At 67.0% G+C, this 23,478-nt stretch carries 22 protein-coding genes; 11 read left to right on the plus strand and 11 right to left on the minus strand.

From position 1 onward, the window contains the following. Positions 1-267: 267 nt before the first annotated feature. The 4 genes from CKY51_RS15980 to sufT form a co-directional block, all read right to left on the minus strand. Positions 268-1,677: a S8 family peptidase gene (locus CKY51_RS15980; protein WP_022971786.1), complete on the minus strand. Its 1,410-nt coding sequence runs from the start codon at positions 1,675-1,677 to the stop codon at positions 268-270. A gap of 232 nt (positions 1,678-1,909) precedes the next feature. Beyond that, complete coding sequence (locus CKY51_RS15985) at positions 1,910-3,643, minus strand: S8 family peptidase (protein ID WP_031339330.1); 1,734 nt, start codon at positions 3,641-3,643, stop codon at positions 1,910-1,912. A 311-nt stretch (positions 3,644-3,954) separates the two neighbouring features. Beyond that, complete coding sequence (locus CKY51_RS15990) at positions 3,955-5,040, minus strand: branched-chain amino acid aminotransferase (RefSeq protein WP_022971788.1); 1,086 nt, start codon at positions 5,038-5,040, stop codon at positions 3,955-3,957. Positions 5,041-5,104: 64 nt separating this feature from the next. Further along, positions 5,105-5,659 (minus strand): putative Fe-S cluster assembly protein SufT, encoded by a 555-nt coding sequence (sufT, locus tag CKY51_RS15995; protein WP_022971789.1) that lies wholly within the window; start codon positions 5,657-5,659, stop codon positions 5,105-5,107. 123 nt (positions 5,660-5,782) lie between these two features. Between sufT and CKY51_RS16000 the strand changes: the two genes are divergently transcribed. Next, positions 5,783-6,202 carry a hypothetical protein gene (locus CKY51_RS16000; protein ID WP_022971790.1) on the plus strand — a complete coding sequence of 140 codons (420 nt, stop codon included), beginning with the start codon at positions 5,783-5,785 and terminating at the stop codon, positions 6,200-6,202. Positions 6,203-6,393: 191 nt separating this feature from the next. Here CKY51_RS16000 and CKY51_RS16005 read toward each other — a convergent pair whose 3' ends face one another. Continuing rightward, positions 6,394-7,851: an NAD(P)(+) transhydrogenase (Re/Si-specific) subunit beta gene (locus CKY51_RS16005; protein WP_022971791.1), complete on the minus strand. Its 1,458-nt coding sequence runs from the start codon at positions 7,849-7,851 to the stop codon at positions 6,394-6,396. Continuing rightward, entirely contained in the window at positions 7,848-8,153 is a 306-nt protein-coding gene (locus CKY51_RS16010; protein ID WP_031339334.1) for an NAD(P) transhydrogenase subunit alpha part 2, read from the minus strand. Before CKY51_RS16010 ends, CKY51_RS16005 begins: the two co-directional genes overlap by 4 nt. A gap of 122 nt (positions 8,154-8,275) precedes the next feature. Between CKY51_RS16010 and CKY51_RS16015 the strand changes: the two genes are divergently transcribed. The 3 genes from CKY51_RS16015 to CKY51_RS16025 are packed head-to-tail and all read left to right on the plus strand — an operon-like array spanning position 8,276 to position 9,668. After that, entirely contained in the window at positions 8,276-8,836 is a 561-nt protein-coding gene (locus CKY51_RS16015; protein WP_031339335.1) for an RNA polymerase sigma factor, read from the plus strand. Further along, a complete protein-coding gene (locus CKY51_RS16020) occupies positions 8,833-9,180 on the plus strand; it encodes a hypothetical protein (protein ID WP_152249493.1) in 348 nt (115 codons plus the stop codon). The genes CKY51_RS16015 and CKY51_RS16020 overlap by 4 nt, the downstream gene beginning before the upstream one ends. A 5-nt stretch (positions 9,181-9,185) precedes the next feature. Beyond that, complete coding sequence (locus CKY51_RS16025) at positions 9,186-9,668, plus strand: DUF3106 domain-containing protein (RefSeq protein WP_031339525.1); 483 nt, start codon at positions 9,186-9,188, stop codon at positions 9,666-9,668. A 60-nt stretch (positions 9,669-9,728) separates the two neighbouring features. Here CKY51_RS16025 and CKY51_RS16030 read toward each other — a convergent pair whose 3' ends face one another. Together CKY51_RS16030 and CKY51_RS16035 are read right to left on the minus strand one after the other, a co-directional pair. Continuing rightward, positions 9,729-10,829 carry an NAD(P) transhydrogenase subunit alpha gene (locus CKY51_RS16030; RefSeq protein ID WP_022972021.1) on the minus strand — a complete coding sequence of 367 codons (1,101 nt, stop codon included), beginning with the start codon at positions 10,827-10,829 and terminating at the stop codon, positions 9,729-9,731. 448 nt (positions 10,830-11,277) lie between these two features. After that, positions 11,278-11,883 (minus strand): TetR/AcrR family transcriptional regulator, encoded by a 606-nt coding sequence (locus CKY51_RS16035; protein ID WP_152249494.1) that lies wholly within the window; start codon positions 11,881-11,883, stop codon positions 11,278-11,280. A gap of 118 nt (positions 11,884-12,001) precedes the next feature. Between CKY51_RS16035 and CKY51_RS16040 the strand changes: the two genes are divergently transcribed. Next, on the plus strand, positions 12,002-12,901 hold the full coding sequence (locus CKY51_RS16040; RefSeq protein ID WP_022972023.1) for an alpha/beta fold hydrolase: 900 nt from the start codon (positions 12,002-12,004) through the stop codon (positions 12,899-12,901). Positions 12,902-13,137: 236 nt separating this feature from the next. Here the strand turns inward: CKY51_RS16040 and CKY51_RS16045 are convergent, their stop codons facing one another. Further along, positions 13,138-15,489 (minus strand): DUF1631 domain-containing protein, encoded by a 2,352-nt coding sequence (locus CKY51_RS16045; RefSeq protein ID WP_152249495.1) that lies wholly within the window; start codon positions 15,487-15,489, stop codon positions 13,138-13,140. A 572-nt stretch (positions 15,490-16,061) separates the two neighbouring features. On the opposite strand from CKY51_RS16045, the gene CKY51_RS16050 reads away from it, so the two are divergent. From CKY51_RS16050 to CKY51_RS16065, 4 genes are read left to right on the plus strand one after another with little or no spacing between them, the layout of a single operon-like run. Beyond that, positions 16,062-16,637 carry a nitroreductase family protein gene (locus tag CKY51_RS16050; protein ID WP_022972026.1) on the plus strand — a complete coding sequence of 192 codons (576 nt, stop codon included), beginning with the start codon at positions 16,062-16,064 and terminating at the stop codon, positions 16,635-16,637. Further along, positions 16,634-17,629: a 5'-3' exonuclease gene (locus tag CKY51_RS16055; protein ID WP_052172246.1), complete on the plus strand. Its 996-nt coding sequence runs from the start codon at positions 16,634-16,636 to the stop codon at positions 17,627-17,629. The genes CKY51_RS16050 and CKY51_RS16055 overlap by 4 nt, the downstream gene beginning before the upstream one ends. After that, entirely contained in the window at positions 17,616-18,167 is a 552-nt protein-coding gene (locus CKY51_RS16060) for an NUDIX hydrolase (protein WP_022972028.1), read from the plus strand. The genes CKY51_RS16055 and CKY51_RS16060 overlap by 14 nt, the downstream gene beginning before the upstream one ends. After that, positions 18,160-18,948 carry an N-formylglutamate amidohydrolase gene (locus tag CKY51_RS16065; RefSeq protein ID WP_022972029.1) on the plus strand — a complete coding sequence of 263 codons (789 nt, stop codon included), beginning with the start codon at positions 18,160-18,162 and terminating at the stop codon, positions 18,946-18,948. The genes CKY51_RS16060 and CKY51_RS16065 overlap by 8 nt, the downstream gene beginning before the upstream one ends. A gap of 102 nt (positions 18,949-19,050) precedes the next feature. Here the strand turns inward: CKY51_RS16065 and pip are convergent, their stop codons facing one another. Then, the gene (gene pip, locus CKY51_RS16070) at positions 19,051-19,995 is read right to left on the minus strand and encodes a prolyl aminopeptidase (protein WP_022972030.1); all 945 of its coding nucleotides are present in this window, start codon (positions 19,993-19,995) and stop codon (positions 19,051-19,053) included. A gap of 56 nt (positions 19,996-20,051) precedes the next feature. Continuing rightward, positions 20,052-20,900: a peptide chain release factor N(5)-glutamine methyltransferase gene (gene prmC, locus CKY51_RS16075; protein ID WP_022972031.1), complete on the minus strand. Its 849-nt coding sequence runs from the start codon at positions 20,898-20,900 to the stop codon at positions 20,052-20,054. Positions 20,901-21,095: 195 nt separating this feature from the next. Here prmC and ahpC point away from each other — a divergent pair, with 195 nt between their 5' ends. Together ahpC and ahpF are read left to right on the plus strand one after the other, a co-directional pair. Further along, on the plus strand, positions 21,096-21,659 hold the full coding sequence (gene ahpC, locus CKY51_RS16080) for an alkyl hydroperoxide reductase subunit C (RefSeq protein WP_022972032.1): 564 nt from the start codon (positions 21,096-21,098) through the stop codon (positions 21,657-21,659). A 177-nt stretch (positions 21,660-21,836) separates the two neighbouring features. Beyond that, positions 21,837-23,429, plus strand: coding sequence for an alkyl hydroperoxide reductase subunit F (gene ahpF, locus CKY51_RS16085; protein ID WP_022972033.1), 1,593 nt, complete (start codon positions 21,837-21,839; stop codon positions 23,427-23,429). Positions 23,430-23,478 lie beyond the last annotated feature (49 nt).

The following is a 23,478-nucleotide window of genomic DNA, read 5'->3' on the forward strand; positions in this document are numbered from 1 at the left end:
CGCTGCCTGCGCATGCCTGGCCTCGCCATGGGACGCACGGCTGCGTTCTGCCCATGTGGGCCGGCTATCGGCAGAGGCGTTCGCCGCTGAAGGCCTGCAGACCGCGACCTGTGCGTGGCATTCAGCCCTCGCCTGCACAGGCGAGTGGGCAGCCTTGCAATGACAGCAGCGCAAACGCGCACAGCCCCGCCGGAGCGGGGCTGTGCGGGGATTGGAACACCGACAGGCAGGTCGGAGAGCCCCCGACGCCGGCCGATCAGTGTGGTGTCATGGCGTCTGGCCGACCGCGGCAGCGGCATTGACGATGCCGGCACCACAACCGCCCGAGCAGCTGCCGGGCAGCGCGCGGGCGGTGTTCTTCAGCAGCGCTTCCACCGCCGCCGGGGTCAGCGGACGACTGGCCACCGACTGCACCAGCGCCACTACCCCGGCCACATGCGGAGCCGCCATCGAGGTGCCGTTGTAGGACGCATAACTGGCGCTGCCCGGCGTGGTGGTGCCGCTGTTCAAGGTGGACAGGATGCCCTGGCCCGGCGCGGAAATGTCGATCGTGCTGCCGAAATTGGAGAAACTCGCACGCGCGCCGGCAGAGGTGGTGGCCGCCACCGCAATCACATTGGCACAGCTGGCGGGGGTGAAGTTGGCCACGTTGGCGTTGCTGTTGCCGGCTGCCACCACCACCGTGGTTCCGCGCGAGACGGCGCTGTTGATCGCGTTCTGGTAGGTGCTCGAGCAGCTGCCGCTGCCGCCCAGCGACATGTTGATGACTTCGGCCGGATTGGCGTTGGCGGGCACGCCGGAGACGCTGCCGCCGGATGCCCAGACGATGGCGTCGGCGATGTCCGAGGTGGTACCGCCGCACAGGCCCAGCGCGCGAATCGGTACGATGCGGGCATTGAACGCGGTGCCGGCGACGCCGGTGCTGTTGTTGGTCACCGCGGCAATCGTGCCGGCGACATGGGTGCCGTGCCAACTGGAGTTGGCCGCAGCAACGCCGGATCCGCATTGATTGGCTGTACGCCAGTCGCCCTGGTCGGCGGGATTGCTGTCGCGACCATCGTTGTCGCGGGCGCGCGCCGCATCGCTGATGAAGTCGTAACCCGACAGGACGTTGGCATTGAGATCCGGATGGCTGGTGATGCCGGTGTCGATCACTGCGACCACCACGCCGGCTCCAGTCGCACTATCCCAGGCCGGGCGCACGTTGATGCCCGCATTGGTGGTGCCGAAACCCCATTGTTCGGACAGGCGCGGATCGTTCGGCGTCAGCACCGGATACATGATCTGGTCGACTTCGACGTACTCCACGTTGGGATCGGCGGCGATGTGACGCATCAGCGTTTCGGCCTCGGCCCGATCCAGGTCGCGATTGGTCTTGAGCACCTCTGAGCCGAGCGCGGTCCGCCGCACGTGATTCAGCCCCAGCACGCGCCCGGCCCGTGCGGGCACGGCGGTCGCCGCAGCGTTGAGCGAGGCGCGCATACTGGTCGGACTGACCGAGGCGGCGCTGCCATCTTTGTACTTGACGATGAAGCGATCGAGCGTGGGCTGCGCATCCAGTCCGGACAGATTCACCTGTCCAGCGAAGGCTGGCACGGCCAGCAGCGAGGTCAGTGCGGAGACACCCAGGACTACCAGCGCGCGCGCAGGCGCACGACGTTGCGACACAGTGAACATCGATCGTTCCCTTCTGCTGATGAGGAGCCGCGCTTGCGGCATGAGGCGGCCGACACCACACACGGCAGTGACGGCACGGAACTGGGGCATCGCCACGGACGCGTGCACCCTGGTCGATCTCCATCCCGACCAGAGGCGACACAGCGCCGTCGCCACCGATGGGTGGGCGTTGGCGTCTACGGCGAAGGTGCAGCGCTCCCCCGCTGTAAGCGCGGGAGCGCTGCCAGACGCGTCAGTAGGTCGCGCTGAGGGTGACGCCGGAGAAGCTGCTGTAGGCCTTCACGCGGACGTAGTAGGCGCCCGACGGGGAGGCAATCGTGCAGGTTTCGTTGTTGCCGTCGAGGTACGGCCTGCAGGCGTAAGCAGTATCGGTTGGCGCGCTGCCGGCACGCACGTACAGATCGGCATCGCCGCTGCCCCCGCTGATCGATACGCTGAGCGTTCCGCTGCCAGCCGGGACCGTAATGCGGTAATTGAGTTCGCCGCCCGTGATCGCCGCCAGCCCGCTGATCGGCGTGCCGTTGCTCAGCGTGTCGCCGTTGCCGCCGCCACCGCCGCCGTTGTTGCCATTGAGCGCTGCGGTGACCGCAGCATCGGCGTCGACGATGCCGGCACCGCACCCACCCGAGCAGGCCCCCGGCAACGCGCGCGCGGTGTTCTTCAGCAAGGTCTCCACCGCCGCCGGACTGAGTGCGGTCGGCGCGACTGATTGCACCAGCGCAACCACGCCGGCCACGTGTGGCGAAGCCATCGAGGTGCCGTTGTAGGAGGCGTAGCTGGGGTTCCCCGGTGTGGTGGTGCCGCTATTGAGCGTGGACAGGATGCCCGACCCAGGTGCCGACACATCGATGCCGGCACCGTAGTTGGAGTAACTGGCACGTGCGCCGGCCGACGTGGTGGCAGCCACCGCGATCACGTTGGCGCAGCTGGCCGGAATGAAGTTGGACACATTGGCGTTGCTGTTGCCCGCCGCGACCACCACGGTGGTCCCGCGCGACACCGCGCCATTGATGGCGTTCTGCATCGTGGTCGAGCAGGTGCCGCCGCCGCCCAGCGACATGTTGATCACTTCTGCCGGGTTGGCGTTGGCGGGAATCCCGTTGACCGTACCGCCGGACGCCCAGACGATGGCGTCGGCGATGTCCGACAGCGAGCCACCGCAACGGCCCAGCACCCGCACCGGCACGACCTTGGCATTGAAGGCGGTTCCCGCCACGCCGACACCGTTGTTGGTGGCGGCCACCACCGTGCCGGCGACATGGGTGCCATGCCAGCTGGAATTGGACGTGGAGCAACTGCTGCTGGTGTTCCAGTCGCCTTCATCGGACGGATCGTTGTCGCGCCCATCGCCATCGCGCGCGGCGGTCGCGTCGCTGATGAAGTCGTAGCCCGGCAGGATGTTGGCATCCAGCTCCGGATGGCTGGTGATGCCGGTATCGATGACCGCGACGACCACCCCGGTGCCGGTGGCCTTGTCCCAGGCCGGGCGGATATTGATGCCTGCGTTGCTGGTACCGAATGCCCATTGTTCGGAAAAACGGGTGTCGTTGGGCACCAGCGTGGGATACAGGATCTGGTCGACTTCCACGCTCTGCACGTTGGGGTCGGCGGCCAGTTGGCGCATCAGCGTCTCGGCTTCGGCACGATCCAGTGCGCGGTCGGCCTTGACCAACTCCGGCCCCAACGCCAGGCGCCGCACACTGTTCAAGCCCAGCGCCTTGCCTCCTTTGGCCGGCATGGCACGTGCGGCAGAACGCAGCGACGTTGCCAGCGCGGACGGGCTGGCCAGGGCGCTGCTGCCGTCCTTGTAGGTGACGATGAACTTCTGATGGGTGGTCGCACTGGCCAGGCCGTCCAGATACACCTCGCCGGCAAAGGCCGGCATGGCCAGCAGCAGCGAGGTCAAGGCCGATCCACCGAGGATGGCCAACGTGCGCGGACGTGTACGGAGAGACGCGTAGGACATCGAATTTCCCTGCTCGATTGAGAGGACCGCCTTGGCGGTCATGGCCCGACGGGTTGACGACTCCGATGGGCATCCGCGGACCGAGTCCCCTGTTATCGATCCGTTCAGTGAACCTAACGCAATCGAAACAAACGCGACAATAAAAAGTTGACTTCTTGAGAATAATTTTTCCGTTTTGTGACAAAGATCGACATTGTTCAGCCACAAACTCGCACATTTCCATTGTCTGTGCTGCTTTGCGAGAGCCGACGGACAAAAAAAAGCCCCCACGCAGCCGCGTGGAGGCCTTTCTCGTGGCGCTGTGTGTCAGATCAAGACAAGCGCACCAGCCACCCGTGGCGGTCGGGCACCCGGCCGTACTGGATATCGGTCAACTCCTGCCGCAGCGCCATCGTGACTTCCCCCGGAGGCGTCGACAGATCGCCGACCGCAAAGCCCTCGCCCTTCAGCTGACCGATTGGCGTCACCACCGCCGCCGTGCCGCAGGCGAACACTTCGACGATCTCGCCGGAGGCAACACCGTGCTTCCACTCGTCGATGCTGACCTTGCGTTCCTGCACCGGCATGCCGCGGTCGCGCGCCAGTTGCAGGATGCTGTCGCGGGTGATGCCTTCGAGGATGCTGCCGGACAGTTCCGGCGTCACCAACGTGCCGTCCTTGTAGACCAGGAACACGTTCATGCCCCCCAATTCCTCGATGTACTTGCCTTCCACCGGGTCCAGGAACAGCACCTGCGAACAGCCCTGCGCATACGCCTGCTGCTGCGGCAGCAGCGAGGCCGCGTAGTTGCCGCCGCATTTGGCCGCGCCGGTGCCGCCCTTGGCCGCACGTGCGTAATCGGTGGACAGCCAGATCGCGACCGGTGCCACGCCCTTGGCGAAATACGCACCCGCCGGGCTGGCGATCACGTAGTACGAAGCTTTCTGCGCTGCGCGCACGCCCAGGAACGCCTCATCGGCGATCATGAAGGGACGGAAGTACAGGCTGGTCTCCGGCGCCGACGGCACCCAGTGTGCATCGGCGGCTACCAACTGACGCAGCGACTCGACGAACAGCTCCACCGGCAATTCCGGCAGCGCCAGGCGGCGCGCCGAGCGCTGCAGGCGCTCGCCGTTGGCCTGCGGACGGAAGGTCCAGATCGAGCCGTCGGCATGGCGGTAGGCCTTGATCCCTTCGAAGATCTCCTGGCCGTAATGCAGCACCGATGCCGCCGGATCCAACTGCAGCGGCCCGTAAGCGCGGACCTGTGCGTCGTGCCAGCCCTGCTCGCTGTTCCAGGAAATGGCCACCATGTGATCAGTGAAGTGCAGACCGAAGCCGGGAGCGGCCAGGATCACCGACAATTCGTCGGCACTGCGCGGGGACGGAGAACGGCTGGAAGCGAAGGGGACGGGCACCGGACAGGATTCCTCTAGAGCGGGCGAAGGGACACGGCGCCGTGTCGTCACCGGCGCCTGGCGATCAAAGCATGCCGGTCTCGAGACGGGCGGCCTCGGACATCATATGCCGGCCCCACGGCGGGTCGAACACCAGCTCGACATCGGCCTCGGCGATGGTGGGGATCATTTCCAGCTTGCTACGGACGTCGTCGACCAGGATCTCGCCCATCCCGCAGCCGGGCGCTGTCAGCGTCATCTTGACCTCGACCTTGCGCTGGTCGTCCTCGCTGCGATGGCTCAGCACCGCTTCGTAGACCAGGCCAAGGTCGACGATGTTGAACGGGATTTCCGGGTCGAAACAGGTGCGCAACTGCTGCCATACCAGCGCCTCGACTTCGTCGTCGCTGGCGTTCTCCGGGAGTTCCAGGCCCGGCGGGGCCTCCTTGCCGATGGCGTCGCCGTCCTTGCCGGCAATGCGGAACAGATTGCCCTCGACAAACACGGTATAGCTACCACCCAGGGCCTGGGTGATGTAGCCATAACTGCCGGCGGGCAGGGTCACCGAATCGCCCTGCGGCACCATGACGGCGGCGCAATCGCGTTCGAACTGGACGGGTTCGCTGCTACGGGAATACATGCGTGAGATATGGGGCCGCGCCAGCGGCGCGCAAGTCGCCCATTCTAGCCGACCCCGCCGCCGCGCCGGTGCTGGGCACGACAGGGCACTGGGCTTATCCTGTCGCCTCTGTCAGGAGCTCCAATGCCGCCCACTTCTGCGTCCGCCAGAACCGTCCACTGGCTCTGGCCCCCGCTCCTGCTGCTGGGAGCGGTCACCGCCTTGATCGCCTGGATGCTGGTGGCGCTCGCGCTGGGCCGCATGGCTGGTTGGATGGCGTTGTTGGTCGCGCTGGAAGTGAATTGGATGCTGCGCCTGGGCACGCTGCGCGCCGGAACGCTGCGGTCGGTCGTGGCCGTGTCGACGACCATGGCGATCGCGATTGGCGCCAATTGGGGCATCGCGTCGGCGCAGTTGGGCGGTTCGCTGGGCCTGGACCCGTGGACCTCGGCGCTGAAGATGGGTCCCATGCTGGCCTGGACCCTGCTGCAACTGGCCACCAGTGGCGTCGACCTGGCGTGCTATGCCGGCGCCTTGGTGCTGGCGTGGTGGCTGTCGCGCTGAGCCAGCCGCACGGACGTGTGTTGCGCCGGTAACCGTGCCCCGCGCTGGCGCCGGCCGCCAGGCGCCAGGCGCCAGGCGCCAGCGCGCTTTAGGATGTCACCCGCGCCAACGCGTTCCTGCGGCTCGGCACGGCGCCTTCCGCGCATCGCCGCTGTCAGGACACGCGTCGCTCCGACCCACCAGGCAGACCATCAGTGACCGCCCCCATCCAGCGCCTTCAGCTCGCTGACCAGCGCGCCGGCCGCTTCGGCGCCATCGCCGTAGAGCATGCGGGTGTGGTCGGCATAGAACAACGCATTCTCGATACCGGCAAAACCGGTGCCCTTGCCGCGCTTGATCACCACCGTGTTGCGGGACTGCACCACATCCAGGATCGGCATGCCGTAGATCGGGCTGGCCGGGTCGGTGCGGGCGACCGGGTTGACCACGTCGTTGGCACCGATCACCAGTGACACGTCGGTGCTGGCGAATTCGGGATTGATGTCGTCCATGTCGGCGATCAGGTCGTAGGGCACGCCGGCCTCGGCCAACAGCACGTTCATGTGCCCAGGCATGCGGCCGGCGACCGGGTGGATCGCAAACTTGACCTTGACCCCGCGGGCGATCAACCGTTGCGCCAGTTCCCAGATCTTGTGCTGGGCCTGCGCCACCGCCATGCCGTAACCGGGCACGATCACCACCCGCTCGGCAAAGGCCATCATCGCCGCCACGTCGCCGGCCTCGATCGGCTTCTGCGTGCCGGCGATCGCCTGACCCTGGCCACCACCGCCGAAGTTGGAGAACAGCACGCCACTGATCGGCCGGTTCATCGCCTTGGCCATCAAGCGGGTCAACAGGATGCCGGCCGCGCCGACCATCATGCCGGCGATGATCAAGGCCTCGTTGCCCAGCACATAGCCCTCGAATGCGACCGCCAGTCCGGTGAAGGCGTTGTACAGCGAGATCACCACCGGCATGTCCGCGCCGCCGATCGGCAGCGTCATCAACACGCCCAGCGCCAGCGCCACCGCGAAAAAGGCGACGATGGCGCTGGAACTCAGGCTGCTCACCGCCCAACCGCCCAATCCCAGCATTGCCAGGCACACCAGCAGGTTGACCGCTTGCTGGCCCGGGAAGGTCACCCGCCGATCCAGCCGGCCATCGAGCTTGGCCCAGGCGATGATCGAGCCGGACAACGACACCGCGCCAATCGCTGCACCGACCACCGCCAGCACCAGGGTGCTTGTCTCGGGCAGCCGCGCGGCCAGCGCAGCGATCGCGCTCTGGCTCCAATGGCTGGTGTCGCGCTGCGCCAATGCGGAAAAACGCAGCAGCTCCACCGCGCCGATCGCCGCCGCCGAGCCGCCACCCATGCCGTTGTACAGCGCCACCATCTGCGGCATGTCGGTGATAGCCACCTTCTTGGCCGACAGCCACGCCGCGCCGGTACCCAGCACGATCGCCAGCAGGATCAGCGACAGGTTGTGCAGGCCAGGCAGCAGGAAGGTGGCAGCGGTGGCGATCAGCATGCCCAGGCCGGCCCAGCGGATGCCGCTGCGCGCGGTCAGCGGCGAGGCCATGCGCTGCAGGCCAAGCAGGAACAGCGCGGCGGCCACCAAGTAGCTGGACTTGACCAGCCACGCCAGCAACTCCGGCAGCGATAGATTCATGGCGCGTCCTTGCTGGGCGGCTTGCGGCTGGACTTGAACATGTCCAGCATGCGCTCGGTGACCACATAGCCACCGGCGGCATTGCCGGCCCCCAGCATCACCGCGATGAAGCCCAGCGCTTTCTCCAGGCCGGTGTCGGCGTGGCCGAGCACCACCATCGCGCCGATCAGCACGATCCCGTGGATGAAGTTGGAGCCGGACATCAGCGGCGTATGCAGGATCACCGGCACCCGCGAGATGATCACGTGGCCGGCGATGGCGGCCAGCAGGAAGATATACAGCGCTACGAACCCGTCGCTCATCGTCTCGGCTCCCAAGGGCACTGCGGCCTGCCGATCATACCCATGCCACCTCGATGACGGGGGGTGTCAACCCTTCCTGCCGCCATGCGTTGACGTGGTATCGCCCTGCGGAAGCTTACGCTGTGCTGGTGGGAACCCCTTTCGATCCGCAAGTTGCACCGCCTGGCGCTGCTCCGTCGTCGCTGGACGCGTTCCTGGCCGGCATCGGCCCGCGCGCGTTCCGCTTTGCCGAGGCTGGCCTGCGGCACCGCGAAGACGCCCTGGACGCCGTGCAGGACAGCATGGTGCGCCTGCTGGCCTATCGCGACCGTCCGGCCAGCGAATGGACGCCGCTGTTCTGGAGCATCCTGCGCAGCCGCATCATCGACCTGCAGCGTCGCCGCAGTTTCCGCCTGAAATTCTGGGCGCCCGCCGAGCGTCCGGACGAGGCCGGCGGCGTCGACTGGGCCGATCCCGGGGTCGGGCCGGTAGGCGAGCAACAGCAGCAACAGGCCTATCAACGCCTGGTCGTGGCCCTGCGCGCACTTCCGGCGCGCCAGCGCGAAGCCTTCACCCTGCGCGTGCTGGAAGATCTGGACGTGGCCACCACTGCGCAGGCGATGGGCTGTTCCGAAGGCTCGGTGAAGACCCATCTGTCGCGCGCCCGCGACGCCCTGCAAAAACAGTTCGAGGATTTCCTGTGAACCTCTCTCCCAACCAAGTCCGGCTCGATGCGCAGCTCCGCCAGCTGCATGCCGATGCCCTGACCACGCTCAGTCCGCAGACGCTGGCCCGCCTGCGGCAGGCACGCCAGGACGCCACGCGCCGCCCGGCGGCGCGCGGTCGCTGGTGGCTGGCGACCGCGGCAGCCGCCGTACTGGCAGCCGGCCTCGGCGTGCAGCAGTACGCCGACACCCCCGCCACGACCACGCCCCCCCCCGCAACGGCGGTGGCGTCGCTGGCCAGTAGCGACACCGATGATTTATTGGCGCAGAACCCGGACCTCTATGTCTGGCTCGGCTCCGAAAACGCCCTGGCCATGGAATGACGCCGATGACCCGTTCGACTCGCCTGTTGCTGACCCTGCTGCTGTGCGCAGGCCCCGCCACGCTCTGGGCCCAGCATGCCCCGCCACCGCTTGAAGGCCCGCCACCCGGCCCGCCTCCAGGCGCGCCGGGGCCGCGGCCGCCGGAGACGCCGATGCCGGCGTGGGATCAGTTGTCGCCGCAACAGCGCCAGGTGCTGATCGATGCCCTGCGCGAGCGCTGGAACGATGTTCCCGAAGATCGCCCGCGGATGTACCGCCACGCCCGTCGCTGGCTGAACATGACCCCGGCACAGCGCGAGCAGGCCAAGGCCGGCATGGAGCGCTTTCGCAGCATGAGTCCGGACCAGCGCCGCCAGGCCAAGGCCTTGTTCGATCGCATGCGCACGCTGACTCCGGCCCAGCGCACCGCGTTGCAGCAGCGCTGGCAGAAGATGAGCCCGGCCGAACGCGACGCCTGGCTGCGCGCCAATCCGCCATCCGACGACTGAGCCGGCAACACCGCTCGAGAACCGCCGGCACCAGCGGCGATTCGCTCGTCGCTGCCCCGGTCAGCCGGCGCTGCCGGCGACTGCCGGTTGCCAACGCGTCTTGGCCAGGAGTTCATCGTCCCAGTCGAAGACCAGCGTGCCGTCCTTGATCAGCAGGGCGACGAAGGCCTGCACGTTGCGCGCGAACATCTCGCTGGCGTGGATGGCGCCCAGGCTGGCGAGATCGAGCGGGCCGGCGATGGTGATGCCATCGCGCTCGTAGGTCTCGCCCGGCCGGGTGGCCGCGCAATTGCCGCCAGTCTCCGCCGCCAGGTCCACGATCACGCTGCCGGCGCGCATACCCTGCAGCATTTCCTCGCTGAGGATGCGTGGCGCCGGCCGGCCCGGCACTGCCGCCGTGCACACCACTGCATCGATGCTCTTGAGATGCTCGGCCAAACGGCGTTGCTGTTCGGCCCGCTCGGCGTCGGTGAGTTGCCGCGCATAGCCGCCTTCGCCAACTGCGCTCACGCCCAGGTCGAGAAAACGCCCGCCCAGCGATTCGATCTGTTCGCGCGTCTCCGGCCGCACATCGAAGCCCTCGACCTGCGCGCCCAGCCGCTTGGCGGTGGCGATCGCCTGCAAGCCGGCCACGCCGGCACCGATCACCAGCACCTTGCTCGGCCGCATCGTTCCGGCGGCGGTGGTCAGCATCGGGAAGAAGCGCGGCGCCAACTGCGCGGCAATCAACATGGCCTTGTAGCCGGCCATGCCGGCCTGCGAACTCAGCACGTCCATCGACTGCGCGCGAGTGGTGCGCGGCAACCGCTCCAGCGGAAAGACGATCAGCTCGCGCGCGGCGAGCGTCTGCGCACGCGAGGGATCGGCGTCGGGATAGAGCATGCCGACCAACACCGCCTGCGGCTTGCAGTGCTGCAGCAGATCCAACGGCGGCGGCTGCACGCACACCAGCAGATCGGCCTGCGCCAGCGCCTCGGCAGCGGCGGGCTGCGCACCGGCCTGCTGGTAGGCCGCGTCGTCGAAGCCGCTGGCACGACCGGCGTCGGCCTCGACCCAGACCTGCGCGCCCAGCGCGCCCAACTTCTTCACCGTCTCCGGCGTGGCGGCGACACGCCGCTCGCCAGGCGCCCGTTCTTTCAGCACCAGTACCTGCACCGCCATGGTCTGCTCCGTCGCGCGCTCCAGTGGCCGCGATGCTAGCAGAGGACCTCGCCTACGCCGGCGGTGACCCACGTGCGCGATACACGTCGCATCTACCGCAGACAACCTCGGAATCAAGCGCCCAGCGCGTGTGGAGGATGCATACGCCGGCAAGCCCGAGGCGCCCGTTTGCCGAGCTGGCGGGCCACACCACCACGCGTGACCCACGTTGGATGAAGTGACCTGAGCGCTACAGCGATCGTCAGCGGTGAAGGGCAGGCCGGTGTAGCTTCCGCCCAGACCGGCAGCTCGGTGGATGCTCCGCGGCGCGGTTGGCTCTCTCGCTGGGGAGCGGCCCCCGCACACCGATCCTGCGTGCTGAGGCCTGCCCGAGGGGACAACCTGGACGGCAGCTTACGCGTACGGCGGGGGCTCACCGCTTAGCTCGCCTAGATCTGTGCATCTCGCACTAGGGCTCCAGCAAACTTTTCAGCAGCGGAGCGAGCACGACCTCTGGGGCAAAGGCGCGCAATTTCTCCCGCCTGCTGTCAATCGCCAGCGAGGCATAGCCATGCACCGCGCTCCACGCGAGCAGGGTACGCTGCTCGAGCAAGTCCACACCCGGATCGCTGCCGTGAAGAGCGATCCAACGAGCTCGCACGGTTTCGCGCAGGTGAATCATTGCCGCCTCGCTAACCTGCACCAGCCGTGGCAGTCCGCACGCGCGCACATCCAGTCCGAGCATCAGCCGGAATTGCTGCGGAAATTCGACGGCGAAGCGGATATAGCCCAATCCGCAGGCCAACAATGGATCATCGAATTCCCGCTGGGTAGCGCGGATGCACTTGAGCATGCGCTCATAACCGTCAGCGGCCAGTTCCGCCAACAAACCATCCAACGAGCCAAAGTGATGCGCCGGCGCAGCATGCGACACGCCGGCACGCCGCGCGCATTCGCGCAGGCTAACTCCCCGAAGGCCGGATTCGCCAAGCAGTTCCCAACCGGCCTGCCGCAATACGGCTGGCAGGTCGCCATGGTGATACGCGGCGGAGCTAGAGGGATCAGATGGCGGCATGGCGGTTCGTTTATCGATACGTCAGTGCAGCACACAATCTTGACGGCGACAAGATCCAGCCGCAAAACTTTCCTGCATCTTGTCACTGACAAGATTCCCTCAGTCGCCAGGAAGACTCATGAGCTCGTCCATCTCCAAGCTTCGCGTGCGGCTGCTGCGCGGCCTGCTGGCTGCGGCCAGCCGCTTCGCCCCCGGCCCGACCGGGCGCTACCTGGCGCGTCGCTTTGTCACCCCCGGATCCACCGGCCGTCGGCAGGCCGCGGCCATCGTCGCCATGCTGGACGATGTGCAACGCCAGACCGTGCGCATCGACGGCTGCGATATTGCGGTGTATGCCTGGGGCAATCCCGGCGAGCAACCGTATGTGTTGCTGTCACATGGCTGGGCAAGTTACGGCATGCGTTTTGTCGCCTGGGTGCCGCAGTTGCGTGCGCTTGGCTACGCGGTGGTCGCGTTCGATCAGGCCGCGCATGGGCTGAGCAGCGGGAAGATCAGCAATCTGCCTCACTTTGCGAAAATCCTCACCCACGTCGGCGTCCGCTTCGGGCACCCCGCGGCATTGATCGGCCACTCGCTGGGAACGGCCGCAGCGGTATTCGCCGACGATGCGGCATGGCGGCCAGCGCGCTATGTGCTGATCGCACCGCTGATAGCGCCGGCCGGCAGCGCACAGTGGCAGTTTGCCGCCGCCGGCATCGCGCCCGCGGCCTTCGCCCCGTTCGAGAACTGGCTGATCCAGCTGACCGGCAAACGCTTCGCCGACTTTGACGCCAGCCCGCGTCTGCCGCGCTTTGATCGCCCAGCGCTGATCATCCATGACCGCCGCGACCGCGAAACACCGTGGGAGGAAGGCGCACTCTTCGCCGCACTCTGGCCGAACGCGCAGCTGTTCACAACCGAGGGATTGGGCCATAACCGGATGGTCGATCACCCGTCGGTGATCGCACGGGCGCTGGAATTCATCGGCACAGCGACACAGGGATCGCAAGCATTTCCACCACACGTGCCTTTGACGTAGGTACGCCGCCGCGGGCGCGAATGGATGTGCAATGCGATCGTGCGTGGTTCGCGGCGCACAACCACGCGCATTAGCCTAGACGCCTGCTGTTCGCTGCCGTGCTGTGGCACTGCGATCGTCATCGACGGTCACGAGTTCCTGAGGCCATAGACGACGAGGCAGCTTGCACCACCTGCCGCGTCTGTGTTCATCGATTGTGGATTGCACCAGCGGACGCGACGCAACGACAGCGCAGCTCAGTGCAGGGTGCCGTTGTTCAGCGGGTCCAGGCGGTCGATCACGCCCTGCATCGCGCTGTCGAATGCGCCATCGTTGCTGTGGTCGCGCAGTCGGCCCAGCCGCACCATCACCGCTAGCTCCTCAGGCGAGGCCACGCAGAAGCGCACGCCGCGGCGATTGACGAACAGCAGGCGTTGCGAGATCGGGCTGACCCACGACAGCTTGCCGGCCTGCACCTTGCCGTCCTTGTCGACGAAATCCAGCCAGGTGCCGATCTCCATGGTGCGGAAGCGCTCGGCATCGGCGGTGTCGATGCGCTGGCCGGCCATGTCTGCGCCCAGCACCACGCTCACGCTCTCGGCCGCCGGTGGCGGCAGATTGACCTGCGGCAGCTCGGGCAATGCCTTTTCCAGTTCTGGACGCGCCTCGGCAACCGATTGCAGGGTGTCGTGCAGCGCGCCAATCGCGCTGATCACCGCATCGCCATGCAATCCCACACTGGCGAACACCCGATGCAACGCCGGCTGCAGCGCCTGCAACCACGGCTTGCCGATGATATGGCGGCGCGCTTCGGCGAGTTCTTCCAGCACGCTATCGGCCAGCGCCAGGGCCTCCTGCGTTCCAGGGCCCTCCTCGCCATCGCGCAGGATCGCCATGGTCAGATGGTGCAGCCACGGCTGCCGCAGGAAGTCCTCGATCGCCTTCGGCATCAGTGCGCCGGCCTGCACCCGCTGCTCCAGTTCCGCCAGCGCCCGGCTGCGCGCCAGTTCCAGCTTTTCCTGACCACGCTGGGTCTCGGTGGCGCGGCGCTCGGCAATCTCCACCCGGCGCCGATGCTGGGTGAGGAAATCGCGGAACTCCTCCTCCAACGTCATGAAGATCGCCAGGTTCTCGTTGAATTCGGCCACCAGGCGATCGACGATCTCTTCGACCTTGCCCATCAGCACGCGCTCTGCCGGGCTGTCGCCGGTGTTGCCTTCGCAGGCTTCGGCCAGCGAGTTGAGCAAACGGCGCGCCGGATGGGTCTTCTGCACGAACATCTTGCGGTCCAGCATCGCCACCTTGACGAACGGCACCACCAGCCGGCCGATCATCTCGCGCGAGCGGTTCTCCAGATCGCGCTCGTCGAGCATGACGTCGAACAGCATTCCGACCAGGTCGATGGCGTCCTCGTCCATCGGATCCAGCCGCGCGCTCGCCGGGTCCACGCCCAGACGGGTGGCGTTGGTCAACACCTCGTTCTTCAGCCGTTGCGCCAGCGACTCACCTTCTTCGCCGATGGTCGACTGCAGCGTTGCACTGGGCGTGGCCTGCAGCAGCGACAACACCGACATCATTTCGCGCTGGCTCAGCGGGCGCTGCTGACCGACCGCCACCGACGCCGCCGAAGCGGCACTCTCGCGCTCGCTGCGGGTCTGCTGCAGCAGTTCGTGCAAGGCATCCAGCAGCACGCCCTGGGTACCGCCCGGGTAATCGGACTCGCCGCCTTCGCCGCCGCCAGCGCTGGCATAACCGCCGCGTTGGGCCGCGGCCTGCATCCGACCGCGGCTATGCGCCCAGCGATCGAGAAAGCGATTGGCCCAGGCCGGCGCGTACTGTTCGCCATGCTCCTCGCCATCGGCGTCGGCGTCGTTGCCGCCTTGTCCGTCGGGGTTCCTGCGCGCTTCCAGCGCCTCGCTGCGCGCGGGCCGCTGCAGCGGCCGCTTCGGCTGGGAAATCTCGGGCATCACGCCGGCCTTGGCCAGGGTGTCGTCCAGGCGTGCGTACAACTTGCCGATCGGCTCTGCCAGATCGCGCTCGCAGAGCTTGATCAGCACCAGGCGCACTTCCGGTGCGAGGTCGCAGGTGCCGAACGCTTCGTGGATCGCCACGCCCAGATGTTCGGGGCCGACCGGATTGGTGTCGGCCACCAGCTCCAACCCACCGGCGATCCAGCCCAGGCGGCGGTCCACCCGCGCCAGCACCGGTTTGAACTCACGCAGCAGCACGGTGGCCAGGTTGCGCACCGCCAGGCGCGATTCGAGCACATGCTCGGGCACCAGGCTCAAGGGACCGCGCCCCACCTCACCCGCCAGCACGACTTCGGCCGACAGCGGCGCGCCGTCCAGCAAGGCCTGCCAGGCGGCATCCAGCTGCCGGCGGAATTGAACGGCGACCTCGTCGCGCTTGCGACGCAGTTCGCGCATGCCGTCCAGGAACAGCAGCTGCGAGGCGCCTGCAGATTCGGCACGATCGAACAGCACGTCATCGAAATGCGCGATCGCTGCAGCAAAGACCTCGGCCAACGGCGGCACGAACGCGGCATGCGCCTGTTCGAGCAAGCGTTGGTCGCGCCCCGGGTGTCCCGTGGGACTGGGCTGAAAGGTCATGCGCAAAGGCTCCCCGCCTCTGCAGGCGCGAAAATAGTCAAACGAGATGCAACAGGCGCGGCCCCAAATTCCGCCCACGCATGGTAGGCGGTTGCCACACCCATTAATTGTGACGCATATCTCACTTTGCTAGTGACCTATGAGAGACCGCTCTGTTTGCGAGTCGCACAGCCATCCTAGCGTGCTCCACTCCGGTGGCGCCGACTGAACAAGGACGCATAGCGGCGGGGTTAAGCAACCCTCCGTATTGCTGACAGCGGCCGCGCAGACGCAATCTTGCGACCATTCCGGCCCCACTCGGCCTGGTGTACAGCTGCCGATCATCCGTTGGCGCGCCACTCAGTCGGCATTGGCATAGCTGAACGTTCCGCCGTCATCCTCTCGCCGCTGCGTTGAACAAGGTTGGGTTGGCCGGCGCCACCCGCATACCGTCTTCGCTCCCTGCGTCCGCCGCCCCAGCACCACCGCGGATCGGGGCGCCAAAGGCGTTCGCGCGGCTTACCGGCCTGCGTCCAGCAGGCGGACAGAACGGCCCGTCTATACTGCCACCCCCTCCTCCGCGCTTCCGATCTATGCACGCAGACGACCCGCTCGCGCCATTGGACGCGCGCCGCTCCGTTCCCTCCAAGCAACTCGGTGAACCCGGTCCGGACGAGGCCACGTTGCTGCGGATGCTCGCCTCGGCCGTCCGCGTCCCCGACCATGGAAAGTTGGTGCCGTTCCGCTTACTGCGGATCGCTGGCCAGGCACGGCAGGCACTGGGCGATTTCCTGGCCGAGCGCACCCTGGCGGGCGACCCGTTCGCGCCACCGGCGGTGGTGGAAAAGGATCGCGAGCGTTTCAGTCACGCGCCGCTGGTGGTGGTGGTCATCGCCCGCCTGCAACCGGAGCACAAGGTGCCCGAGCAGGAGCAGCTGCTGACCGCCGGCTGCGTGTGTTTCGCCTTGCTGCAAGCGGCCCAGGCCTGCGGTTTTGGCGCGCAATGGCTCACGGCGTGGATGGCCTACGACGCGGTCGTGACCGGTTATCTGGGCCTGAGCGAGCACGAGCGCGTCGTCGGCTTCATCCATATCGGCACCCCACGCACCGAGGCGCCCGAGCGGGAGCGGCCGGACCCGCGCGCGCTGTTGCGCGATTGGACGCCGTGAGCAACGCCCCCGCTCCGCTGGCGGTGGCCACGGCCGCCGCCCTGCGTCCGGCCCCGCTCTATCTGGTCGACGCCAGCCTGTATGTGTTCCGGGCCTGGCACTCGGTGCCGGACGAATTCCAGGACGCGCAAGGCTGGCCGACCAACGCCGTGCATGGGTTTGCACGCTTCCTGCTGGACCTGCTCGAACGCGAACGCCCCACACAGATCGCCATTGCCTTCGATGAGGCGCTGGACAGTTGCTTCCGCAACACGCTGTACCCGGCCTACAAGGCCAACCGCGACCCCGCGCCGGATGCGCTGCGACGGCAGTTCGCCCACTGCAAAGCCTTGTGCGCGGCCCTGGGACTGAGCGTGCTGGCGCATCGCGAGTATGAGGCCGACGACCTGATCGGCAGCGCGCTGCACAACATGCGCGGACAGGGCCTGCGCGGCGTGATCGTCTCGGCCGACAAGGACTTGTCGCAGTTGCTGCTGGACCACGACGAACAATGGGATTACGCCCGCAACCTGCGCTGGGGCGTGGACGGCGTGAAGGCGCGGCATGGCGTGCATGCACATCAGATCGCCGACTATCTGGCGCTGTGCGGCGATGCGATCGATAACATCCCTGGCGTGACCGGCATCGGCGCCAAGTCCGCGGCGGTGCTGCTGAGCCATTTCGGCAGCCTGGACGCCTTGCTGGAGCGGCTGGACGAGTTGCCCTTCCTGCGCTTGCGCGGCGCCGCGCAGATGGCCGTGCGACTGCGCGAGCAACGCGAACATGCGCTGTTGTGGCGGCAGCTGACCACCATCGCGCTGGACGCGCCGCTGGCGTTGACCGCCAACGGCTTCGCCCGTGCGCCCGCCGATGCGGACATGCTGGCCGGCTTGTGCGAGAGCCTGCGTTTCGGCCCGCTGACCCGGCGCCGGCTGCAGGCCGCCGGCGCCATCACGCCGCTGTCGTCCCCTCCCGCTTCCCTGTCCCAAGGCAACGCTCATGAACCAAGCTGACACCCAGCCCACCGTCGTCTACGAAGGCAAGTACCAACGCATGGTCGTGCGCGGGACCTGGGAGTATTCCGAACGCGTGCATGCCGGCGGCCTGGCCGCGATCATCATTGCCGTGACACCCGACGATGCGATGCTGTTCGTCGAGCAGTTTCGGGTACCGCTGCAGGCACGCACCATCGAAATGCCGGCCGGCCTGGTCGGCGACGTGCATGCCGGCGAATCGATCGAGCTATCGGCCATTCGCGAACTGGAAGAAGAAACCGGTTGGACCGCCGACCACGCCGAAGTGCTGATGATCGGGCCGACTTCGGCCGGCGCCAGCAGCGAAAAGATCGCCTTCGTGCGCGCCAGCGGCCTGCGCAAGGTCGGCGCCGGCGGCGGCGATGCCAGCGAGGACATCACCGTGCACACGATTCCGCGTTCCCAGGCAGCGGCCTGGTTGGCGCAGAAGCTGGCCGAGGGCTATCAGATGGATCCCAAACTGTGGGCCGGCCTGTATCTGGCAGACCACGCGCTGGACGGCACCCCGCGTGCTTGAGGCCGCGGCGTCGGCGTCGCTGCTCGGCCCGGACGATCCCGCCCCGTTCGAGGTGATCGGCGCGCAAGCCCGTTCGCCCTGGCTGCTGATCGCCGATCACGCTGGCCAGCGCGTGCCGATGCAGCTGGCCCAGTTGGGGCTACCGCAGCAGGAACTGGACCGTCATATCGGCTGGGACATCGGCATCGCCGGAGTCACCCGGCACTTGGCCCGGCTGCTGGATGCCTGGGCCATCACCCAGACCTATTCGCGCCTGGTGATCGACTGCAACCGGCCGCAGGATGCCGCCAGCCGCATTCCGGAAGTGAGCGACGGCACGCTGATTCCCGGCAACCGCGGTTTGAGTGAGGACGCCCGGCAACAACGCGTGCAGGCGATCTTTGCGCCCTATCACGCACGGATCGCCAACGAGCTGGATGCACGCCAGCAGCGCGGGCACCCGACCTTGCTGGTGTCGATGCATAGCTTCACCCCGGTGATGGCCGGCAGCGCGCGGCCTTGGCACGCTGGCGTGCTGTACCACCGCGACACCCGGCTGGCGCATCGCCTGTTGCACTCATTGCGTGCCGAGCCGGACCTGGTGGTTGGCGACAATCAGCCGTATGCGGTCAGCGACGCCACCGACTACGCCATCCCGGTACACGGCGAACGCCGCGGCCTGCCGCACGTGGAACTGGAAATCCGCCAGGATCTGATCGCCGATGCGGCTGGGCAATTGGCCTGGGCGCAGCGATTGGCGCGGCTACTGCCGCCGTTGGCCGAGGGGTTGCTGCAGCACTGAGGCGGCCCACCGGCGCGCGCCGGCGCCAGTGGCGGCACGCGCGTGCAATGACATCGGCGCGCTTGTGCACTGCTGGCGCCGACAGTGCCGGCGCCAGTGCAATCAGCCGGCGAAGCCGTCGGTGGCGCGCACCAGCGCATCGACATTTTCCGGCTCGAACGCCGAGTGCCCCGACGCCGGGCTGATCTGCAGCTGAGCCTTCGGCCATGCCTCGTGCAGATCCCAGGCGCTCTGCAGCGGGCAGACCACGTCGTAGCGGCCATGCACGATCACACCCGGAATCTCGGCGATGCGATGCGCATCGCGCAACAACTGGCCTTCGACTTCGAAGAAGCCGCCGTTGACGAAGTAGTGGTTCTCGATGCGCGCGAACGCCAACGCGAAATGCGCATCCTCATGCCCGGTGACGAAGTCTTCGTCCACATGCAGAAAGCTGGTGGCGCCTTCCCACACGCTCCAGGCCCTGGCGGCCGCGAGCCGCGTCGCTTCGTCATCGCTGGTGAGGCGGCGATGGAAGGCGGCGATCAGGTCGCCGCGTTCCTCTTGGGGAATCGCATTGATGTAGTGCTGCCATGCGTCCGGGAACAGCCGGCTGGCGCCTTCTTGGTAGAACCACTCCAACTCCCAGCGGCGCAGCAGGAAGATGCCGCGCAGCACCAGCTCGGTCACACGCTGCGGATGGGTCTGCGCATAGGCCAGCGCCAGCGTCGATCCCCAGCTACCGCCGAATACCTGCCAACGGTCGATACCCAGATGCTCGCGCAGCCGTTCGATATCGGCCACCAGATCCCAGGTGGTATTGGCGGTCAGATCGGCGTGCGGCACGGAGCGGCCGGAGCCGCGCTGATCGAACAGCACGATGCGGTACTTGGCCGGATCATGGAAGCGCCGCATCTTGTCGTTGCAGCCACCGCCGGGCCCGCCATGCAGCATCACCACCGGCTTGCCGTGCGGATTGCCGCATTGCTCGAAGTACATCGTGTGGCGGTCATCAACCTGGAGGCGGCCCTGGTCGTAGGGCGTGATCTCGGGATAGAGCGTGCGCATGCGTCGGTCCTGCGGGAAAGGCCGCATTGTATCGGCAGCCCGCCGTGGTCCGGGGCTCAAGCGGCCAGCAGCCACTGCCCCAGCGTGACCCGATCGCGTCGCTCCAGGTCCTGCGCACTGCTCACGTGCGCGAAACCAGCCGCCACCAACAGTGCGCGCACGGCGGCGCCCTGGTCCCAGCCGTGCTCCAGCAACAACCAGCCCTCTGGCAGCAGGTGGGCGGGCGCTGCAGCCACGATCTGGCGGATATCGTCCAGGCCGTCGTGGCCGGAGGCCAGCGCACTCGCTGGCTCGTAGCGCAGATCGCCCTGCAGCAGGTGCGGATCCCCGGCGGCGATGTAAGGCGGGTTGCTGGCAATCAGGTCGAAGCGCTGGTCGCCCAGGGGCGCGAGCCAGGAGCCCTGGACGAACTGGACATTGTCCAGCCGGTGGCGGCGCGCATTGGCCTGCGCCACCGCCAACGCCGCCGCGCTCAGGTCGGTCGCCGTCACTTGCGCCTGCGGCCGCTCGCTGGCGATCGCCAACGCAATGGCACCGCTGCCGGTCCCCAGGTCGGCGACCTGCCAGGCGCGCTGCGTGTCCATCCGAGCCAGCGCCAGCTCGACCAGGGTTTCGGTATCGGCGCGCGGAATCAGCGTGGCGGCCGAGACCACCAGATCCAAGGTCCAGAACGCCCGCACGCCGGTCAGGTAGGCCACCGGCTCGCCAGCGACGCGCCGCTCAACCAGGCGCTCGAAGGTCTCCGCCACCGCGGTCGCCAGCGGCTCTCGACCGTGCGCGAACAGCCACGCCCGGTCGCGATCGAGCGCATGCAGCAGCAAGGGCTCGGCGTCGACCCGCCCAATCCTGGCGGACGCCTGCCGTAGTGCGACTTCGGTGGTCATCGGCAATGCGGCATTGGACATCGGAAATTCACTCGTGGGCAACATCGGCTGACCATTATCGGGTAGTGCGCCCGCGCGTCGGCAGACGCAACCTGAGAAATCGATAGCCGCAGGCTATCTATTTAATTCCATCAATCGATTTGCGCGATCTATCAATGCTGCCTACCATGGCGCCTGTTCCATCCCCCGCCCCCCTTCACCGCTAGAGGAAACGCAATGTCCCTTATCAACACCCAGGTCCAGCCGTTCAAGGCGAACGCGTATCACAACGGCAAGTTCATCGAAGTCACCGAAGCCAGCCTGAAGGGCAAGTGGTCGGTGCTGATCTTCATGCCGGCCGCCTTCACCTTCAATTGCCCGACCGAGGTGGAAGACGCCGCCGACAATTACGCCGCCTTCCAGAAGGCCGGCGCCGAGGTGTACATCGTCACCACCGACACGCACTTCTCGCACAAGGTGTGGCACGAGACCTCGCCGGCCGTGGGCAAGGCGCAGTTCCCGTTGGTTGGCGATCCGACCCACCAGCTGACCCGCGCGTTCGGCGTGCACATTGAGGAAGAAGGCCTGGCCCTGCGCGGCACCTTCATCATCAATCCGGAGGGCGTGATCAAGACGCTGGAAATCCACGACAACTCCATCGCACGCGACGTCACCGAGACGCTGCGCAAGCTGACCGCTGCCCAGTTCGTCGCCAACAACCCTGGCCAGGTCTGCCCGGCCAAGTGGAAGGAAGGCGCCAAGACCCTGGCACCGTCGCTGGACCTGGTCGGCAAGATCTAAGTCGCCCGCATCCTCGGCCCTTCGGGGCCGGGGATGAACCGGAGCCGGTGCTGGCAGCCCGCCAGCCATCGCCAGCACGCCGCCTTCCGCGCCGGCTGCGGTTCATCTCCTTTCTCCGTATCGCCCTGCTGATGCAGCGCGTCGACGCCCTCCCCTTGCCCACGCCAGGAGTTCCCCATGTTGGACGAGACCCTCAAGACCCAGCTGACCGCCTACCTGGAACGGGTCACCCGGCCGATCCAGATCCACGCCTCCATCGACGACAGCGCCAAGTCGCGTGAAATGCTCGAACTGTTGGAGGATCTGGTCCTGCTGTCGGACAAGATCAGCCTGGACGTCCATCGCGACGACAACCAGCGCAAGCCGTCGTTCGCATTGAGCACGCCTGGCCAGGACATCTCGTTGCGTTTTGCCGGCCTGCCGATGGGCCATGAGTTCACCTCGCTGGTGCTGGCACTGCTGCAAGTGGGTGGGCATCCGTCCAAGGCCGCAGCGGAGGTCATCGAACAGGTCCAGCACCTGGATGGCGACTACCAGTTCGAAACCTATTTCTCGCTGTCCTGCCAGAACTGCCCGGACGTGGTGCAGGCGCTGAACCTGGCGGCGGTACTCAACCCGCGCATCAAACACGTGGCCATCGATGGCGCGCTGTTCCAGGACGAGGTCGAAACCCGCCAGATCATGTCGGTGCCGACCGTGTATTTGAACGGCGAGCTGTTCGATCAGGGCCGCATGACGCTGGAGCAGATCGTCGCCAAGCTCGACTCCAATGCATCCAAGCGCGATGCCGCCCGGATCGCTGCCAAGGATGCCTTCGATGTGCTGGTGGTGGGCGGTGGCCCGGCCGGCTCGGCGGCGGCGGTCTATGCCGCGCGCAAGGGCATCCGCACCGGCGTGGCTGCCGAGCGTTTCGGTGGCCAGGTGCTGGACACGATGTCGATCGAGAACTTCATTTCGGTGCCGGAAACCGAAGGCCCGAAGATGGCCGCCGCGCTGGAGCAGCACGTGCGCCAGTACGACGTGGACATCATGAACCTGCAGCGTGCCGAGCAACTCATTCCGGCCGGTGCCGACGGCCTGATCGAGGTCAAGCTCAGCAACGGCGCTTCGCTCAAGAGCAAGACGGTGATCCTGTCCACCGGCGCGCGCTGGCGGCAGATGAACGTGCCCGGCGAAGGCCAGTACAAGAACAAGGGCGTGGCCTACTGCCCGCATTGCGATGGCCCGCTGTTCAAGGGCAAGCGCGTGGCGGTGATCGGAGGCGGCAATTCCGGTGTGGAGGCGGCCATCGACCTGGCCGGCATCGTTGCCCATGTCACCCTGATCGAGTTCGATGACAAGCTGCGCGCCGACGAAGTGTTGCAGCGCAAACTGCGCAGCCTGCACAACGTGCGCATCATCACCAGCGCGCAAACCACCGAAGTGCTCGGCGATGGGCAAAAGGTCACCGGCCTGACCTACAAGGATCGTACCGGCGGCGACACCCAGCACCTGGAACTGGAAGGCGTGTTCGTGCAGATCGGTCTGCTGCCCAATACCGAGTTCCTCAAGGGCACGGTCGAGTTGTCGCCGCGCGGGGAAATCATCGTCGACGACCGCGGCCAGACCAACGTGCCCGGTGTGTTCGCTGCCGGCGATGCGACCACCGTGCCGTACAAGCAGATCGTCATCGCGATGGGCGAAGGTTCCAAGGCTGCGCTCAGTGCCTTCGATTATCTGATTCGCACCAGCGCACCAGTCGACAACGCCGCCGTGGCGCAGGCGGCCTGACGACCGCCAGATAAGCGCCCGGCCGGCCCGGGCGCTAAGCTGGTGTCGC

The organism is Xanthomonas maliensis (assembly GCF_009192945.1).
In the GTDB taxonomy this organism is placed as follows: domain Bacteria; phylum Pseudomonadota; class Gammaproteobacteria; order Xanthomonadales; family Xanthomonadaceae; genus Xanthomonas; species Xanthomonas maliensis.

Excerpts from the sequence above, each read along its gene's own strand:
- sufT (WP_022971789.1), bottom strand. The coding sequence starts at position 5,659 with ATGTATTCCCGTAGCAGCGAACCCGTCCAGTTCGAACGCGATTGCGCC.
- pip (WP_022972030.1), bottom strand. The coding sequence starts at position 19,995 with ATGCGCACGCTCTATCCCGAGATCACGCCCTACGACCAGGGCCGCCTC.
- CKY51_RS16010 (WP_031339334.1), bottom strand. The coding sequence starts at position 8,153 with ATGAGCGACGGGTTCGTAGCGCTGTATATCTTCCTGCTGGCCGCCATC.
- ahpF (WP_022972033.1), top strand. The coding sequence starts at position 21,837 with ATGTTGGACGAGACCCTCAAGACCCAGCTGACCGCCTACCTGGAACGG.
- CKY51_RS16060 (WP_022972028.1), top strand. The coding sequence starts at position 17,616 with ATGAACCAAGCTGACACCCAGCCCACCGTCGTCTACGAAGGCAAGTAC.
- CKY51_RS16050 (WP_022972026.1), top strand. The coding sequence starts at position 16,062 with ATGCACGCAGACGACCCGCTCGCGCCATTGGACGCGCGCCGCTCCGTT.
- CKY51_RS16000 (WP_022971790.1), top strand. The coding sequence starts at position 5,783 with ATGCCGCCCACTTCTGCGTCCGCCAGAACCGTCCACTGGCTCTGGCCC.
- CKY51_RS16035 (WP_152249494.1), bottom strand. The coding sequence starts at position 11,883 with ATGCCGCCATCTGATCCCTCTAGCTCCGCCGCGTATCACCATGGCGAC.
- CKY51_RS16030 (WP_022972021.1), bottom strand. The coding sequence starts at position 10,829 with ATGGCGGTGCAGGTACTGGTGCTGAAAGAACGGGCGCCTGGCGAGCGG.
- ahpC (WP_022972032.1), top strand. The coding sequence starts at position 21,096 with ATGTCCCTTATCAACACCCAGGTCCAGCCGTTCAAGGCGAACGCGTAT.
- CKY51_RS15985 (WP_031339330.1), bottom strand. The coding sequence starts at position 3,643 with ATGTCCTACGCGTCTCTCCGTACACGTCCGCGCACGTTGGCCATCCTC.
- prmC (WP_022972031.1), bottom strand. The coding sequence starts at position 20,900 with ATGTCCAATGCCGCATTGCCGATGACCACCGAAGTCGCACTACGGCAG.
- CKY51_RS16005 (WP_022971791.1), bottom strand. The coding sequence starts at position 7,851 with ATGAATCTATCGCTGCCGGAGTTGCTGGCGTGGCTGGTCAAGTCCAGC.
- CKY51_RS15980 (WP_022971786.1), bottom strand. The coding sequence starts at position 1,677 with ATGTTCACTGTGTCGCAACGTCGTGCGCCTGCGCGCGCGCTGGTAGTC.
- CKY51_RS16025 (WP_031339525.1), top strand. The coding sequence starts at position 9,186 with ATGACCCGTTCGACTCGCCTGTTGCTGACCCTGCTGCTGTGCGCAGGC.
- CKY51_RS16040 (WP_022972023.1), top strand. The coding sequence starts at position 12,002 with ATGAGCTCGTCCATCTCCAAGCTTCGCGTGCGGCTGCTGCGCGGCCTG.
- CKY51_RS16045 (WP_152249495.1), bottom strand. The coding sequence starts at position 15,489 with ATGACCTTTCAGCCCAGTCCCACGGGACACCCGGGGCGCGACCAACGC.